14 protein-coding genes are annotated in these 17,576 nt (G+C 39.9%); 11 read left to right on the plus strand and 3 right to left on the minus strand.

Going from position 1 to position 17,576, the window contains the following annotated elements; all coding sequences use genetic code 11:
• Positions 1-79: 79 nt before the first annotated feature.
• The 6 genes from pspA (at position 80) to tyrR (ending at position 5,851) form a co-directional block, all read left to right on the plus strand.
• On the plus strand, positions 80-745 hold the full coding sequence (gene pspA, locus C9J48_RS14590; RefSeq protein WP_006233512.1) for a phage shock protein PspA: 666 nt from the start codon (positions 80-82) through the stop codon (positions 743-745).
• A 104-nt stretch (positions 746-849) separates the two neighbouring features.
• The gene (gene pspB, locus C9J48_RS14595) at positions 850-1,077 is read left to right on the plus strand and encodes an envelope stress response membrane protein PspB (RefSeq protein ID WP_006233513.1); all 228 of its coding nucleotides are present in this window, start codon (positions 850-852) and stop codon (positions 1,075-1,077) included.
• Complete coding sequence (pspC, locus tag C9J48_RS14600) at positions 1,077-1,463, plus strand: envelope stress response membrane protein PspC (protein WP_006233514.1); 387 nt, start codon at positions 1,077-1,079, stop codon at positions 1,461-1,463. The genes pspB and pspC overlap by 1 nt, the downstream gene beginning before the upstream one ends.
• A 165-nt stretch (positions 1,464-1,628) precedes the next feature.
• A complete protein-coding gene (locus tag C9J48_RS14605) occupies positions 1,629-3,026 on the plus strand; it encodes a YcjX family GTP-binding protein (protein ID WP_006233515.1) in 1,398 nt (465 codons plus the stop codon).
• Complete coding sequence (locus C9J48_RS14610) at positions 3,023-4,069, plus strand: YcjF family protein (RefSeq protein ID WP_006233516.1); 1,047 nt, start codon at positions 3,023-3,025, stop codon at positions 4,067-4,069. The genes C9J48_RS14605 and C9J48_RS14610 overlap by 4 nt, the downstream gene beginning before the upstream one ends.
• Before the next feature lie 246 nt (positions 4,070-4,315).
• The gene (gene tyrR, locus C9J48_RS14615; RefSeq protein WP_036804394.1) at positions 4,316-5,851 is read left to right on the plus strand and encodes a transcriptional regulator TyrR; all 1,536 of its coding nucleotides are present in this window, start codon (positions 4,316-4,318) and stop codon (positions 5,849-5,851) included.
• A 61-nt stretch (positions 5,852-5,912) separates the two neighbouring features.
• Here tyrR and C9J48_RS14620 read toward each other — a convergent pair whose 3' ends face one another.
• The gene (locus C9J48_RS14620) at positions 5,913-6,407 is read right to left on the minus strand and encodes a methylated-DNA--[protein]-cysteine S-methyltransferase (RefSeq protein ID WP_006233518.1); all 495 of its coding nucleotides are present in this window, start codon (positions 6,405-6,407) and stop codon (positions 5,913-5,915) included.
• Between the two features lie 37 nt (positions 6,408-6,444).
• On the opposite strand from C9J48_RS14620, the gene rimJ reads away from it, so the two are divergent.
• A complete protein-coding gene (rimJ, locus tag C9J48_RS14625; protein ID WP_006233519.1) occupies positions 6,445-7,026 on the plus strand; it encodes a ribosomal protein S5-alanine N-acetyltransferase in 582 nt (193 codons plus the stop codon).
• An 85-nt stretch (positions 7,027-7,111) separates the two neighbouring features.
• On the opposite strand, the gene pyk is transcribed toward rimJ, so the two are convergent.
• Positions 7,112-8,557, minus strand: a complete 1,446-nt coding sequence (pyk, locus tag C9J48_RS14630; protein ID WP_006233520.1) for a pyruvate kinase — start codon at positions 8,555-8,557, stop codon at positions 7,112-7,114.
• A 328-nt stretch (positions 8,558-8,885) separates the two neighbouring features.
• A complete protein-coding gene (locus tag C9J48_RS14635; protein ID WP_006233521.1) occupies positions 8,886-9,740 on the minus strand; it encodes a MurR/RpiR family transcriptional regulator in 855 nt (284 codons plus the stop codon).
• 326 nt (positions 9,741-10,066) lie between these two features.
• Here C9J48_RS14635 and C9J48_RS14640 point away from each other — a divergent pair, with 326 nt between their 5' ends.
• The 4 genes from C9J48_RS14640 to C9J48_RS14655 all read left to right on the plus strand — a co-directional run bounded on the left by C9J48_RS14640 (position 10,067) and on the right by C9J48_RS14655 (position 17,397).
• Positions 10,067-10,900 (plus strand): NAD-dependent epimerase/dehydratase family protein, encoded by an 834-nt coding sequence (locus C9J48_RS14640; protein ID WP_006233522.1) that lies wholly within the window; start codon positions 10,067-10,069, stop codon positions 10,898-10,900.
• Positions 10,901-12,758: 1,858 nt separating this feature from the next.
• Entirely contained in the window at positions 12,759-13,883 is a 1,125-nt protein-coding gene (locus C9J48_RS14645) for a M20 family metallopeptidase (protein ID WP_006233524.1), read from the plus strand.
• Positions 13,884-14,381: 498 nt separating this feature from the next.
• A complete protein-coding gene (psrA, locus tag C9J48_RS14650; RefSeq protein ID WP_006233525.1) occupies positions 14,382-15,056 on the plus strand; it encodes a TetR family transcriptional repressor PsrA in 675 nt (224 codons plus the stop codon).
• A gap of 64 nt (positions 15,057-15,120) precedes the next feature.
• Positions 15,121-17,397, plus strand: a complete 2,277-nt coding sequence (locus tag C9J48_RS14655; RefSeq protein ID WP_006233526.1) for an acyl-CoA dehydrogenase — start codon at positions 15,121-15,123, stop codon at positions 17,395-17,397.
• Positions 17,398-17,576 lie beyond the last annotated feature (179 nt).

The following is a 17,576-nucleotide window of genomic DNA, read 5'->3' on the forward strand; positions in this document are numbered from 1 at the left end:
TTGATATATATTTGATGTGACATTAAGTTATTAATTATAAATCGGCCTTACGTGCAGGTTTAATAAAGGAGTTTTTATTATGGGTATTTTTTCTCGCTTTGCAGATATTGTTAATGCAAATGTAAACTCACTGCTTGATAAGGCTGAAGATCCACAAAAGTTGATCCGCCTTATTATTCAGGAAATGGAAGACACGTTAGTTGAAGTTCGTACCTCATCAGCGCGAGCATTAGCTGATAAGAAAGAACTGCAACGTCGTATTAATTCGATTGAAGCACAATCAAATGATTGGCAGCAGAAAGCGAGTTTGGCATTACAGAAAGGTCGTGAAGATCTTGCTCGTGCGGCGTTAATTGAAAAGCAAAAAATAAGTGACGTAGCACTAACACTGAATGAAGAGTTCAAGTTAGTTGAAGAAACGATTGATAAACTAAGCTCTGAAGTTGCAGAGCTAGAAAGAAAGCTGCAAGAGACACGTGCTCGTCAACAATCATTGGTTCTTCGACATAAAGCGGCGGGTAATCGTCGTGATGTTCGTCGTCAACTTGATACAGGTAAAGTCGATGAAGCACTATCAAAATTCGAGCAATACGAACGACGTATAGATGAGATGGAAGCAGAAGCTGACAGTTACAACCTTGGTCGAGGTAAAAACTTAGAAGATGAATTTGCGGATCTTCAGGCTCAAGACAGCATTGAACAAGAGCTGGCTAGAATGAAAGCGAACATTAAAGATAAAGAGTAGTATCATTCTTGATAAGTTAATAATCAGATACTTATCTTGATGAATGTTATCTACTCTGATTAATTTGGAACAATGTCGATTCTGCGCGGAAAGGAGAAAAACGAATGTCTATGGGTTTTATTGTTGGTCCGTTAATGGTGTTTTTAGTCATTGTTGCACCATTATGGTTGATTCTTCATTACCGCAGTAAGCGTCATGCGAGCCAAGGATTATCTGGTGAGGAGCATGAACAATTGCAAGCGTTAGCGATCCGCGCAGAACAAATGCAAGATCGTATTTCAACGCTTGAGCGCATCCTTGATGCTGAAGCTCCCCAATGGAGGCATAAGTAATGAGTAAAATCTTATACCGTGATACAAAAAATGGAAAATTGGGTGGGGTGTGTGCGGGTATCGCAGAATACTTTGGTATGGAAATTTGGCTTGTCCGAATTCTTGCGGTATCAGCATTTTTACTCGGCGTTGGCTTTTTTGCGACATTGGCGTATATCGCGGCGTGTTTAATACTTGATAAAATGCCGGAAGAACGTACACAGCAACAAACGACATATAAAGAACATAATGTGAAACAAAAGCCATGGCAAGCGGGGCAACCTGCAGAGCAGATTTTACGAAATGTAGAATCTGAATTAAATGGTATGGAAGGTAATTTACGCAAAATGGAAGCTTATGTCACATCTTCCGCATTCAATGTTGATCGTGAGTTTAAGAATCTATAAAGCTTACTATACGTACATCTCACTAGTTACAATGAGCAGGCTTAGGCCTGCTTTTTCGTTGATGGTTAATTGTACTCAATTGGTATAAATAACGAGTAATGTTCATTATCAGTTAATTTTACTTTGTGTATGCTATCTCCAGAATAAAAAGAAATAAGGCATGATATGAATCGTATTGGTAATGAGTTAAATAAACTGGTTAATCGTAGTTTAGATCGTCACGTACGTTTAGCGGTAACGGGATTATCTCGATCGGGTAAAACTGCATTTATTACTTCATTGATCAATCAGCTACTGCATGTCAGTACAAATCCACGTTTGCCTCTTTTTACGGCGGTACGCGATGGTAATTTACTGGGGGCTAAGCGAGTCCCTCAACGTGATATGCATGTACCAAAATTTGGCTATGATGAAGGCATGGGAGCATTGTTGTCTTCACCGCCAGCTTGGCCAGAACCGACTCGCGATGTTAGCCAGACACGATTAGCGTTACGTTATAAACCACAAAAAGGCCCGATGAAACTGTTTCAAGAAACAGCCACTTTGTATCTTGATATTGTGGATTATCCGGGGGAGTGGTTACTTGATTTACCTTTGCTTGATCTGGATTTCATGACGTGGTCTAAACAGCAGACAAAGGTATTAAAAGGTAAGCGGTTAGAATTAGCGCAAGAATGGATAGCTATGGGGGAAACATTCGACCCCTTTGCTCCTGCTGATGAAGTTTTAATTGAACGCATTTCGGCAGCATTTACTGATTACTTGTATAAGTGCAAGGCTGAAGGTGGATTACATTGGGTTCAGCCTGGACGTTTTGTGTTACCTGGCGAGCTAGCAGGGGCGCCGGTATTGCAGTTTTTCCCTATGATTTGGGAACACAACTATACCGAACAACAACTTCAACAAGCCGATGAACACAGCAACATAGGTATGCTGAAGAGCCGGTATAAATACTATCAGCAGCATGTTGTAAAAGCGTTTTATCGAGATCATTTTTCAAAATTTGATCGTCAGATCATATTGGTCGATTGTTTACAGCCATTGAATGCTGGAACCGAGTCATTTAATGATATGCGCCAAGCGCTGGATCAGTTAATGCAGAGCTTTAAATACGGGCGTAGTTCGTTACTACGTCGATTGTTTTCACCGCGTATTGATAAAGTATTATTTGCAGCGACAAAATCAGATCATGTAACGCCAGAACAACATCCGAATTTAGTGAGTTTATTGCAGCAGTTAGTGAATGAAGCGTGGCAAACGGCATCGTTTGAGGGTATTAAAATGGATTGCGTTAGCTTGGCATCTATTCAAGCAACAGAACCTGGCTTTGTTGCTCATCAAGGGTCACAAGTACCTGCTTTACGTGGGTGTAATCTTGAAGGGGAGCCCCAAACAATATTTCCTGGCGAAGTCCCCCGTCGATTACCCAACGAGAGCTTTTGGCAAAATAATGGTTTTGATTTTGTGAATTTCCGTCCATTAGCCCAACAAAGCGATGAACCATTGCCTCATATCCGTATGGATAAAGCGCTTCAGTATTTGCTAGGAGATAAGTTGAAATGAGTGAGCCTTCGCAAAATAAAGCATTTAAAACCAAAATTGTGTTTGATGATGCACAGCCAGCAGATTCTGAGGCTGAATTGACAGCTCAAGTGCAATTTGCAGAAAGTAATACCTTTCTGCCAGAAGTGAAAGCTGATGATGATATAGAAGAACAACTTTCTCATTCTTTGGCGAGTAAACCGAAAAAACGTTCGAGCTGGTTTAAAGGCTTACTTATCGCTGGCGCGGCGATGACGGGTTGGCAAACGGTGGATTATGTTGCATCTGCCTATCAGACTGGTGATTGGTTAGCATTAGGTTGGAGCGTTATTGTTGCTGGTATTGCGACAATGGGAATAACAGCGCTTGGGCGTGAATTATTTAAGCTCCGTCGCTTAAAGCAACGTCAAACTGAGCGTGAACAAGCACAAATGTTATTAGATGCAGACGGTATTGGGCAAGGTAAAGCTTTTTGTATGAAGCTGGCTAAGCTGAGTAATATCCGTGATGAACATGCAGGTTATGACCGGTGGATTCAGTCATTAGCTGCTACGCATAATGATCGGGAAGTGCTTGAGCTGTATGATCAAATGGTACTCAGTCATCAAGACCGATTATCACGCCAGCTTGTGGCTAAATATTCGAGTGAAGCAGCAATCATGGTTGCAGTGAGCCCACTGGCTGTAGCAGATATGTTGCTGGTGGCATGGCGAAACTTCAAATTAATCGAGCAAGTCTCTGTCGTCTACGGGGTTGAGCTGGGCTATTGGTCTCGTATTAAATTGGTCAAATTAGTATTAGCCAATATGGCTTTTGCTGGTGCTACGGAAGTGATTGCTGATACGGGTATGGACATGCTGTCGATGGATTTAGCGGGCCGAGTGTCAACCCGAGTTGCCCAAGGTGTGGGGGTAGGTTTACTGACGGGCCGATTAGGGCTTAAAGCGATTACATTAATGCGACCATTGCCGTGGCAACCCGATCAACAGCCTAAATTGAGTGAAATACGACGTGATTTGTTGCTGAAGCTAACACATAAAAATGAAAGCCCACAAAATAAGTAATAGTAATAAATAACAATGAGATAATTGTTTTTTTTATGATAATTATTGGCTTGGTCGACTATAAAGTGAATTTATAGTCGACTAATCTCTCATCATACAACATCAGTGACTTGACTCATTTTCCGCTTCGTCGCACACTTCATAAGTGTCAACTATTCCTGACACATTAAACTGAATTATCATAATATTAATTGAAAGCGTAATTCCGCTGAAGTTAAGCGACGTTTATATCATAAGGCGCACGATATGAGGCTACAGGTCTTTTGTGAAGATCGACTAGGAATGACCCGAGAGCTGCTGGATATTCTTGCCAGCCAAGAGATTAATCTCAGGGGAATTGAAATTGATCGCATTGGTATTATTTATCTCAATTGTCCTGAAATTGAATTTGAACAATTTAGCCAGCTTATGTCGCAAATTCGTCAGTTAGACGGAGTTACAGATGTACGGAAAATTCAGTTCATGCCGAGTGAACGAGAACATAAAGAGCTAAAGGCCCTATTACAAACGCTGCCCGATCCATTTTTCTCTATAAACCTCAGTGGCAAAGTTGACCTAATTAATGAAGCTGCAGAGCAATTAATGAGCAACGTAAGTACGGATGTTTTGGGTGAGTACATTCAAATTCTTCTTGGCTTTAACTACACTCGATGGGTCGAAAAAGAAGGTGCAAATAAGCGCAGTGAAATGGTCGTAATTGCAGGTTTAGACTACCTGATGGAAGTTATGCCTGTTTATGTGACAAACGAGAATGAAGAGTCTGTCATGGTGAGTGCTGTGATTTTACTCAAATCATTATCTGAAGCAAAAATGCCCATCGCAATGCGAGAAATTAGTGGTGATAACGGCTTTGAACATTTAGTCGGTCAATCTTCACGCTTTAAGCACCTTTTAGTTCAAGCGAAGAAGCTAGCATTGCTCGATGCCCCTTTACTGATTCAAGGCGAAACAGGAACCGGTAAAGAAATGTTGGCGCGAGCTTGCCATCAACGTTCAATGCGTCGTGAGCATCCATTCCTTGTCGTGAACTGTGTCTCAATGCCGGATAATGCAGCAGAAACTGAATTATTTGGCTTTTCGGGAGGCGCAAATGAAGCTGGGAAAAAAGGCATTTTCGAACAAGCTGCTGGTGGTACTGTTTTCTTATATGAAATCGGTGAAATGTCAGCACATTTACAAATAAAATTACTTCGATTCTTACAGGATGGGACTTTCCGTCGCGTAGGCGAAGAAGAAGAAATTAAAGTCGACGTACGTGTCATTTGCTCGACTCAGAAAAAGTTACCGGATCTTATTGCTGCGGGGGAATTCCGTGAAGATTTGTACTATCGCTTAAATGTATTGGCCCTCGTTGTGCCACCATTACGTGAACGTACTGCTGATATTGTGCCACTTGCTGAGTTATTCTTAGCGCAGTTTGCTCAAGAATTGCAGCAAGCTAAGCCTAAAATTTCAGATAAGCTTTCACAGTACCTTAGTCAGTACGCATGGCCGGGTAATATTAGGCAATTACGTAACGTATTATTCCGTGCGATGACACAAGTCGAAGGATCTGAAATTACAATCGATGATGTTCAACTGCCAGAGAACGAAACAACCAGCATTATTAGTGACGAAACACTTGATGGCTCACTGGATGAAATCATGAAACGTTATGAATCAGGTATATTGTCTAATCTTTACAGTAGTTATCCATCAACTCGAAAGTTAGCAAAACGTTTAGGTGTATCTCATACTGCGGTAGCAAATAAATTGCGAGAGTATGGTTTAAGTAAGCGTTAATTACTTATTCTATTATCAGGTAAATACCACACTGAGATGAGTGACAGTGTGGTATTTCTCTTTATTTAATAATGGTTGGTATCAATGATAGTTGACCTGACTCTAATGCCAGTAACTGAGATACAACTTCTTGACCGTAGCGATAATTACACAATGAATTGTTGTTGTTGAGCACGCGATGACAAGGAATAATAATCGGAATGGGGTTTACGTTTCTCGTTATGCCAATCGCTGGCGCCGCATTCGAAGTGCCAAGTTTATCTGCGATTTGTTGGTAGTTAAAGGTTTCACCAAAGGGGATTTCAGTGAGCGTATTCCAGACTTTCTGTTGAAACGGTGTGCCTTGAGGTGCTAAAGGAATGGTGAATTTTTGCCTTTTCCCGCTTAGGTATTCTGTAAGTTGATTCGTGTAAGGTTTCATAGCTTTGGCATCATGTTCCCAACTTGAATCGGGACAAAATCCAGCGCTACCCACAGTGAGTTGTCGTAACCCCTTGCTGTCAGCAAGAAGGTAGACTTTTCCTAGTACAGTATCAATAACGTCGTAATACATCATAACAGCCAAAGTACACCATAAGGTTTAAGGGAATAATTTGTTTAACTCAATTATAAACCGCTCTACAACATTAGTGGTTGATGAACTTAAGATTCGTTTGATCGGTAACAAAGATTCTGCTCGAATTACAGCTTATTACCAAAAAAACCGAGTATATCTACAGCCTTGGGAACCGTTACGCGATGAAAATTTTTTCTTACCTGAAGGGTGGGAGAAAAGGTTGTTACAACTTAACGAACTTCATAAACATAATCTTGCTTATTATTTTGTTATTACGACGAAAGAATCAGATGACATAATAGGGGTTATTAACTTCAGTAATTTAGTGAAGCACCCATTTCATGCATGTCATGTAGGCTATTCATTAGCAGAAGCTTATCAAGGGAAGGGCATTATGCACCGTGCTCTTGATGTCGTTGTTGAGTGGATGTTTGAAGAGAAGCAGTTTCATCGTATTATGGCCGCCTATATGCCAAGAAATAAACGCAGTGGGAAAGTGTTAGAAGACTTAGGCTTTGAAAAAGAAGGTAGAGCTAAAGAGTATTTACTGATCAATGGTAAATGGGAAGATCATATACTTACCGCAAAAACAAATCATAATTGGGTGCCACCTAAGTAGTTAACAGTTTTATATCTGTTAGTAATGCTGTTATCCAATAAAAAAGGCTTGCTATTACAGCAAGCCTTTTGCATTTTAAAAATTGTTATTCGACAGTAAGAATACGCATATTGTTAGTCGAACCAATCGTATCCATTACATCACCTTGAGTGATAATGACAAGATCACCCGTTGTTAAGTAACCATGTTCTTTTAGAACAGCCAGTGCGTGTTTAGCCGCTTCAAGGCCTGCGTCGCTATCACGGTCGAAATAGACTGGTGTTACACCGCGGTATAGTGAAGAGCGGTTAAGTGTGTTTTCGTTACGAGACATAGCAAAAACAGGTAAACCAGATGAAATACGAGACATCATTAATGGTGTACGACCTGACTCGGTCATTGCTACCATCGCTTTTACGCCTTCCATATGGTTTGCAGCATACATGGTAGACATTGCGATTGTTTCTTCAGGTGAAGCAAATGTGCGAGCTAATCGGTGATTGGATACATTGATACTTGGCTCTTTTTCAGCACCTACACAAACACTCGACATTGCTTGAACAGTTTCAACTGGAAAATCACCAGCCGCTGTTTCTGCTGAAAGCATTACAGCATCAGTACCATCCAATACGGCGTTAGCAACATCCATGACTTCTGCTCGTGTTGGCATCGGGCTAGTAATCATCGATTCCATCATTTGAGTCGCAGTAATTACGGTACGGTTAAGGCTACGAGCTCGACGAATTAACTTCTTCTGAACACCAACCAGCTCAGGGTCACCAATTTCAACACCAAGGTCGCCACGAGCAACCATTACAACATCAGATGCCATGATGATGTCATCCATCGCTTCTGTTGTTGCAACAGCTTCTGCACGTTCAACTTTAGCGACTAACTTAGCTTCTAGACCTGCATCTAATGCAAGGCTTCGAGCATACTTCATGTCTTCGCCGTTACGTGGGAATGACACAGCAAGATAATCAACACCCATTTTGGCTGCGGTAATAATGTCAGCTTTGTCTTTCTCTGTTAGCGCTTCAGCAGAAAGACCACCGCCTTTTTTGTTGATGCCTTTATTATTAGATAACGGACCACCAACGGTGACTTCGGTATGTACTTTATTACCACTCACAGCTGTTACTTTTAACTGAACTCGACCATCATCTAGCAGTAAAAGATCGCCAGTCACAACATCATTGGGTAGCTCTTTATAGTCAAGGCCTACTGCATCTTGATGGCCTTCACCTTTTGGCAGATCACTATCTAGCGTGAACTTATCACCGATAGCCAGTTGGATTTTACCGTCTTTAAAAGTAGAAACTCGAATTTTCGGACCTTGGAGATCGCCAAGAATAGCAATATGTTTACCAAGCTTTGCTGCAATTTCACGTACCATTTTTGTACGTTGGATATGATCTTCAGGGCTACCGTGAGAGAAGTTCATTCGAACTACGTTAGCACCAGCGGCGATAATTTTTTCAAGGTTGTTATCGCGGTCAGTTGCAGGACCAAGTGTAGTTACGATTTTGGTACGTCTTAGTTGTTCAGACATTTGAAACTCCATCTTTTATTTAACGGCTCATTATGGCTATACCGATCATTATGTGGATCAGTCACTAACATGATGAAATATTACTACAGGAAAAGGCGTGAGAGAGCTGTCCTTCATCAATAAACTGAAAAAAAACATACATTTTTATGTAAGTAAATAATGCATAATTTCTTACAAATGTTGAATAATATTCATCTAAGTATAGTTATTGATTAATTGATTACGTAAATGGATCCAATGGGTAAGCTGCTTGTTCAATATTTCATGAAAAAAAAGCACGAATATTCATTCGTGCTTTTTATTGTTAATGAATGATACTAATTCAGTATTAAAGAACATTATCTTTTGAAAAACGAGAGTCTTTTAATGATTCCTTTACACGCTTTAAGTTTTCTCTAAAGCCTGAACCACGACGTAATGTAAAACCTGTAGCAAGCACATCTATGACAGTCATTTGTACAACACGGCTAGCCATTGGCATATATATGTCAGTATCTTCTGGTACATCAAGACATATAGAGAGAGAACATTCACGATCAAGTGGTGAATCTTTGGCTGTAATACCAATAACCGTTGCGCCATTTTCACGAGCAATACGTGCGATATCAACCAAACTTTTAGTACGACCAGTGTGAGATATCATCACTACAACATCACCATCTGAGCAATTAATAACACTCATGCGCTGCATAACGATGTCGTCGAAGCATACAATAGGGATGTTAAAACGAAAAAATTTGTTTTGCGCATCATGTGCAACAGATGCTGATGCACCTAAGCCAAAGAACGATATTTTCTTTGCTTGAGTCAACAAATCAACAGAACGATTGATTTGTACTGGGTCAAGACTATTCTTAGCTACATCAAGACAAGCCATTGTAGATTCAAATATTTTTGATGTGTAAGCATCAGGGCTATCATCTTCTTCAACGTTACGGTTAACGTAAGGCGTTCCATTTGCAAGGCTTTGCGCTAAATGCAATTTAAAGTCAGGGAAGCCTTTTGTGTCTAAGCGACGACAGAAACGGTTAACCGTTGGCTCACTAACATCCGCCATTTTAGCAAGCGTAGCAATACTAGAATGAATAGCGGTTTGTGGTGATGCAATTATTACTTCAGCAACTTTACGTTCGGACTTACTGAAGTTATCTAAATTTTTTTGAACTTTTTCTAGGGTATTCATAGCGATTACCGCGTTAGTTACTGAATTACATTCGTAGGCTTAATTAAGATATAAAGCCAATATGGTGAAACTATACTACTTTTTATCGATTCGCTCCTAGTAGTTAGCTTTCTATTTTTATTATAGTTTGATCGGGATCGACTTTTTTCTTTCAGTTTTGAAACTAAATTTAAAAAATAAGGCTTTTTTTGCTCTTATAAAAGGTTATTTTGTAGTTTAATTTCATATGCGAGGAATTAATTTACAGGGTAAAATAAATAAAGAGTTATTTTATATCTTTTGGCATGCTTTAGTATTTTATGGATATAACAAGACAAGGTAATAATATGAAAGTAAGTATATGTGGTTGTGGCTGGTTAGGTTTACCGTTGGCAAAAAATTTAGTATCACAAGGTTTCGATGTCTACGGTAGTAAAACAAGTCTGGAGGCGGCTAAACAGCTAGAAAGTGTCGGTATTCATGGGGTTGAATTAACAATTCCACTTGAACCATCGCACATTAGCTCTGAAATGAACGCTTTTCTTTCCACAGGTTTATTGGTTATCAATGTTCCACCAAGACGAAGAACAATACAGAGTCATGAATATATTGCTTCGGTTTTATCCTTATCTAAGGCAGCAAAGGATAATGGTTGTAAGCGAATTGTTTTTATCAGTACTACATCGGTATATGGCGATATGCAAGGTGAAATCACTGAGTCAATGCAACCAAGTCCTGATAGTGAATCGGGCATCGCACATTACAAATTAGAACAACAGTTGCGTGACACCTGGGGGGATGATTTGGTTGTCTTGCGCTTATCTGGTTTGATTGGTCCTAAACGTCATCCTGCTAAGTTTTTATCGGGGCGTACTGGTATCAAGGGTGGGAAATCACAGGTTAATTTGATTCATCTCGATGACTGTATTCAAGCCATCACGAGTATTATTGTAAAGTCACCGGATGTAAAAACACTGCACCTAGCTGCGCCTTTCCATCCAACGCGAGAAGTATATTACACTGCAAGTGCATTAAAAGTGGGTCTCGATCTACCGATTTTTGAGGAAGATTTAACACCAAAAGGGAAAGTGATTAATTCAGAAAGAACAATTGAAGTTTTAGGCTTATCTTTGAAGCATCCTGATCTAGCGATATCAGCGTTAGACATTGGGAAATCTTGATGTGCTAGGTAAAAAAATCCCGTTGAAATTCAACGGGAAAATGTTTTTACACAATAAGGAATTTGTAGCAGCAGTGGCAATTCAGACTATCAAGGTCAATGTAACTTGGTCACCCTTCGGTAAGCATGCAAACCAGTAATCTCAATCATAGTAATAAGAGTGTGCATTGCGCAGTTAGTTCAAATTAATTTCAAATAAAGTCGAACATTTATTTTTTACCCACACGGAAATGCTAGTTTTTTGTGGTTTTTAAGATAAAAAAATCCCGCTGATAAATAAGGTCAGCGGGAGGAATGTTCCATAAAACAATTAGGAGTTTGTAGCAGCAGTGGCAATTCAGACTATCAAGGTCAATGTAACTTGGTCACCCCTTCGGTAAGGATGCAAACCAGTAATCTCAATCATAGTAATAAGAGTGTGCATTGCGCAGTTAGTTCAAATTAATTTCAAATAAAGTCGAACATTTATTTTTTACCCACACGGAAATGCTAGTTTTTTGTGTTTTTAAAGATAAAAAAATCCCGCTGAGAATAAGGTCAGCGGGAGGAATGTTCCATAAAACAATTAGGAGTTTGTAGCAGCAGTGGTAATTCAGACTATCAAGGTCAATGTAACTTGGTCACCCTTTTGGTAAGGATGCAAACCAGTAATCTCAATCATAGTAATAAGAGTGTGCATTGCGCAGTTAGTTCAAGTTAATTTCAAATAAAATCGAATATTTATTTTTACCCACACGGAAATGCTAGTTTTTTGTGTTTTTTAAGATAAAAAAATCCCGCTGAGAATAAGGTCAGCGGGAGGAATGTTCCATAAAACAATTAGGAGTTTGTAGCAGCAGTGGCAATTCAGACTATCAAGGTCAATGTAACTTGGTCACCCTTTTGGTAAGGATGCAAACCAGTAATCTCAATCATAGTAATAAGAGTGTGTATTGCTTAGTTAGTTCAAATTGGTTTCAAAAAAATGGGTTATTTATTTTTACTGGCAGGGAAATGATGATTTTGGTGATTTTTTGTGTTTTTTAAGATAAAAAAATCCCGCTGAGAATAATGTCAGCGGGAGGAATGTTCCATAAAACAATTAGGAGTTTGTAGCAGCAGTGGTAATTCAGACTATTAAGGTCAATGTAACATAGTCACCCTTTCGGTAAGGATGCAAACCAGTAATCTCAATCATAGTAATAAGAGTGTGTATTGCTTAGTTAGTTCAAATTAATTTCAAAAAAGTGAATTATTTATTTTTACTGGCAGGGAAATGATGATTTGGGTGATTTTTTTGTGTTTTATAACATAAATAAATCCTGCTGATAATAATGTTAGCGGAATGGGGTTTTCATAAAAAGCTTTAGGCTAAAGATAATACAAAAAAAACTCGCTGAATATCAGCGAGTAGAAGTTTAAAGTATTCAAACACAATAAGTAGGAGTTTCAGCAGTAGCATTGCTGATTAAAGGAACGATTTATTCGTGTGGGCGGCCAGCTCACAAATAATTCTTTAATCTTAATGTCAATATATAGGACTCGTGTTTTCAGGGTTAGTTCAAATTAGTTCTATTTAAATTTAGCAGTTAGTATAAAGTACTGATCTTACGATTTAATTAATATTGTCATTTCATTTAGGTGAAGTGTTTTTTATTGGAAACATATGATGCAAATCAGAGCATCGCAACGAGTATTCTGGCACATTATCATCAAGCTATCTCAACACGTTGGATTCAGAGTTTCGCTGAAACGAGCACTTTGAGGTAACTTGGGGATTAATATCTCTATTATGTTCTAAATCCCTTTATCTGTCTGGCACAACCTTTCTACAATTAAATGTGCCAGACGTGGTCTACGACGTATTGAAGGAGAGCAAAGTGGCTCTGAATCTTGACCTAGATACCTATTTAAACCAGCTAGAACAACTTGTAAATATCGATTGTGGTACGCGTACACCATCTGGCATAGCTAAAATTGCAGATGTGTTGACACCAATGTTTGAACAAATTGGCTTTCATGTTGAACGTTTTCAATTACATCAGGAAGCTGGTCCTTGCCTAAAAATAACCAATAAGCCAGACGCACAGTTTTATGACGTGATGTTAAGTGGTCATATGGACACCGTTTTTCCTGAAGGTACAGTCGCTGAACGTCCGATGACATATGATAACGAGAAAGCATACGGTCCTGGTGTTACTGATATGAAATCTGGCATATTGAGTGCTTGGTATGCTTTACAAGCGATGACGATCGAAGAACTAGACAGACTTTCAATTGTCGTAGCTTTAAATTGTGATGAAGAAATTGGTTCATTATATTCTCGTGAATGGTTAGAAAGTATTGCACGTCAAAGTCGCCAGGTATTAGTGTGTGAAGCGTCACGACCGACTGGAAACCTTATTCGATCACGTAAGGGTAACGCTAAATATGAACTTGAATTTCATGGGGTGGCTTCTCATGCTGGTTCCGCTTTAGCTGATGGTATTTCTGCTATTTATGAGCTAAGCCATTGGTCGTTGGCAATTAAGGATATGGTTAATCTGAGTACTGGCACCACGATGAATGTGGGGGTTATTGAAGGGGGCATGGCTGTTAATGTTGTGCCCGATTACGCAAAAGCCATTGTTGATCTACGTTTCTGGAATACAGAAGAAGCAAAAGCGATCGATAAAACGTTACGTGAAATGGCGGAAAACCCTTTTGAAAAAGGGGCAAGCGTTACTGTAAATCGTGTCACTTTTAAGCCATCGATGCAGCCAACAGAAGACACCGAAGCACTGATAAAGTTGGTGAGTGAAGAGGCTGATAAATTAGAACTGACGTATGGTTGGGAAGATGCCGGTGGTGGTTCTGATGGTAACTTTACTGCCGCTCTTGGCATACCGACGTTAGATGGTTTTGGTCCTATGGGGGCTGGCTTCCATAGCGATAAAGAATATTTGCTGATTCATTCTATTCAGCCTCGTATTCAGTTATTAGCCAATGTATTAAAACGTATCTAATACGTTATCTATATATAAATCATTGAAAAGCCTCTTTTTAGAGGCTTTTTTATATTCAGGCATAGCTAAATAAAGAAAACCCATCTCTATTATAGGGGACGGGTTATGAAGAATGTCTTCTAAGAAAAAGCAGTGGCATAATATAAGACCTGCTAGTCCAGTATTTGTTCCCAAAAATGTGATCTTTTTTCAATAAAACATGATCTTTAAAGTGAGATTTGGTTCTATTAGGAATAAGTACAACCATTACTTATTGATTAATAGTTGGTTTACCATTTCTTGAACTCAGGTCTTTTTTCCATTTGTATAAATAAAACACACATCAAGTTCTAAAATTCTGTACATCCTTCATTGAAAGGTAATGAAGGATCACTGTCACATTTTAAGATGTATTCCAATATAGGATACGTAAAACCAACGTTATTTAATTGATTTTAACTTGTTAAATATGTTGTCGAGATGTAAAGTTCAAACATGTGTTTAATACGGGTGAATGAAATGGCAGGAAAGGGAGAAACAAAAGGTCGTATTTTGGATGCTGCTGAACTGCTATTTGCTGAGCATGGATTCAAAGAAACCTCATTAAGAACGATAACAAGTAAAGCTGGCGTTAATTTAGCTTCAGTTAATTATCATTATGGTGATAAAAAAACGCTGGTCAGAGCTGTACTTAGTCGCTATTTAGAACAATTCATGCCTTCGCTTAAAAATGAATTGGAAGCATTACTCAAGCACGATGAAATTACAATGGAAGATGTTTTTCGCTGTGCAAAACAACCTTTATCATCATTGAATGATTATCGCCCTTGTGGCACTACTATCTTTATGTCGTTGATTGGACGAGGTTATACCGATGTTCAAGGCCACTTACGCTGGTTTATCATAACGCGCTACAACGATGTGCTAACCCTTTTTACTAGCGCGGTATGTCGTGCAAATCCTTCACTTGATCCTGAAACTCTTTTTTGGCGTCTGCATTTCACGCTGGGTGCATCAGTATTTACCATGGCATCAAGTAAAGCATTGTGCGAAATCGCTGAAAATGATTTTTCCTGCAAAGTTGAAACCGAAGATCTTATTGATCGTTTAGTCCCTTATTTAGCGGCGGGTGTTGCTGCACCTATCGATCAAGGTTTGTCTTTAGTTTCATCTCCTAAAACCGGCACAGAGTAACTCGAATGATTTAACGTATTCCTACATTAATAATAACGATAAATGAAACAAAAGGACCTGAAAAATGAGCACTTTAACTAATTTGCGTCAACGCTACATCAGTGATCCCGCTTTTAAAATGTTTAAAAAAGTGCTGCCACCATTATCTGATACAGAGCGAGAAGCGATGGAAGCAGGTAGTGTGTGGTGGGATGGAGAGTTGTTTAGTGGTTCACCTAATTGGAATACTTTGCTGACTTACCCAAAACCAAAGCTCACGGATGAAGAGCAAACGTTTATCGATACAAAGCTCGAAACTTTACTGGAGATGCTGAATGATTATGAAATTGTTCAGGAAGACAAAGATCTTTCGCCAGAGGTATGGACGTATCTACGAAAAGAAAAGTTTTTCTCGCTAATTATTAGTAAAGAGTACGGTGGATTAAATTTTTCTGCGCTGGCGAACTCTACGATTGTAACAAAAATTGCTACGCGTAGTTTAAGTGCGGCTGTCTCTGTTATGGTGCCTAATTCGTTAGGGCCTGGTGAGTTGCTGTCTCATTATGGCACGCAAGAACAAAAAGACTATTGGTTACCACGTCTAGCGCATGGTGAAGAAGTGCCTTGTTTTGCCTTAACAGGGCCTGAAGCGGGTTCAGATGCTGGTGGTATACCTGACATGGGGGTGGTGTGTTACGGCGAGCACCAGGGCAAAGAAGTTTTGGGTATTAAGGTGAGTTGGAATAAGCGTTATATCACGCTAGCACCTGTTGCTACTGTATTAGGCTTGGCGTTCAAGCTACAGGATCCTGATGGTTTAATTGGTGATAAAGCCGATATTGGTATTACATGTGCCTTGATCCCCGCAGAACACCAAGGCGTTGAGATTGGTGAACGTCACGATCCATTGAATATGGCATTCATGAATGGCCCTACACGTGGGCAAGATGTCTTTATTCCGATGGATTGGGTCATTGGTGGGCAAGAATATGTGGGTCGTGGCTGGCGTATGCTGGTGGAATGTCTGTCAGCTGGTCGTGGTATTTCATTACCTGCGTTAGGTGCCGCAATTGGTCACCTAACAGCACGTACTACGGGAGCATATTCCTACGTGCGTAAGCAATTCGGTATGTCGATTGGTAACTTTGAAGGCGTAGCACAAGCGATGGGACGTATTGGTGGTTACACCTATATGTTGGAAGCGTCTCGAACGCTAACTACAACGTCGCTAGATCAAGGTGAAACTCCCGGAATTGTTACGGCGATTGCTAAGTACCATATGACAGAAATGGCACGTACAATTTTGAACGACTCGATGGATATTCATGCCGGACGTGCGATTCAGCTTGGGCCTATGAACTACTTGGGCCACCATTACTTCGGTATCCCTGTTGCGATTACCGTCGAAGGCGCAAATATTCTGACCCGAAACTTAATGATCTTTGGTCAAGGGGCTACACGTTGTCACCCATTTGTACTGAAAGAAATGGAATCTGCTGCGAACCCTGATGCTAAACAAGGTGCAAAAGAATTTGATAGCTTGTTATCAAAACACATCAGTTTTGCGGTGGGTAATGTCGCGAAGTCAGTATTGAATGCATTCACGGGTTCACGATTTAATTCAGCACCTGTTAGTGGTGAAACTGCGGTTTATTATCGCCATTTATCACGTATGAGTAAGGCACTAGCCGTTGCTGCTGACTTTGCAATGTTGAGTCTTGGTGGTGAGTTAAAGCGTCGTGAGCTGGTATCTGCACGATTGGGTGACGTACTCAGCCACTTGTATTTAGCCTCTGCAACCTTGAAGCGTTTTGAAGATGAAGGTCGTCAACAGCAAGATCTTCCGATGGTGCATTACGCGCTACAACATTGTTTACACCAGTGTGGTGTTGCCTTTCATGAAGTGCTTAACAATTTCCCACGTAAAGGGGTAGGTCGTACATTGCGTACCATTCTATTCCCGCTTGGTATTCGTTATGACGCACCGAGTGATGAAGTAACGGTTCAAATTGCAAAACTACTGATGACTCCAGGCGCACATCGTGAGCGTTTAACTAGTCTCTGCTACGTAGGCGATAAAGAGTCTGATCCGGTTGCGATTATGGAACGTGCGTTTGTTGCCATGTACAGCGTGAAAGATATTGAGCGTAAATTGGTACAAGCAACGAAGTCGGGTGAGATCCCGCGCAAAGTTTCATTAACAGAAAAGTTACAAATCGCGCTGGGTGCGGGTATTGTCACAGAAGTAGAAGTTGAAAAAATGCACAATGCTGACCAGTTGAGACAGCAAGCGATCCAAGTGGATAACTTTGATGCTGATAAATTCAAAAAAAGTGGTCTGCAACCAGGAAAGGCGGCTTAAGAGTTATTGTGCCATTTGTGTTCAGTAATTCTTTAAAAGAATAATAAACCTGGTGTCTCCCATGTGTCATGCAATGATTGAAAAATCGATTGTATGGCACTTTTTTTTGCTCAACGATCTGACCATTTACTTACCTATAATGGTATAACACCTCCAACCACTGTGTTTTTTTCAGCTTT

Source organism: Photobacterium profundum (genome assembly GCF_003026285.1).
Taxonomy (GTDB): Bacteria; Pseudomonadota; Gammaproteobacteria; order Enterobacterales; family Vibrionaceae; genus Photobacterium; species Photobacterium profundum.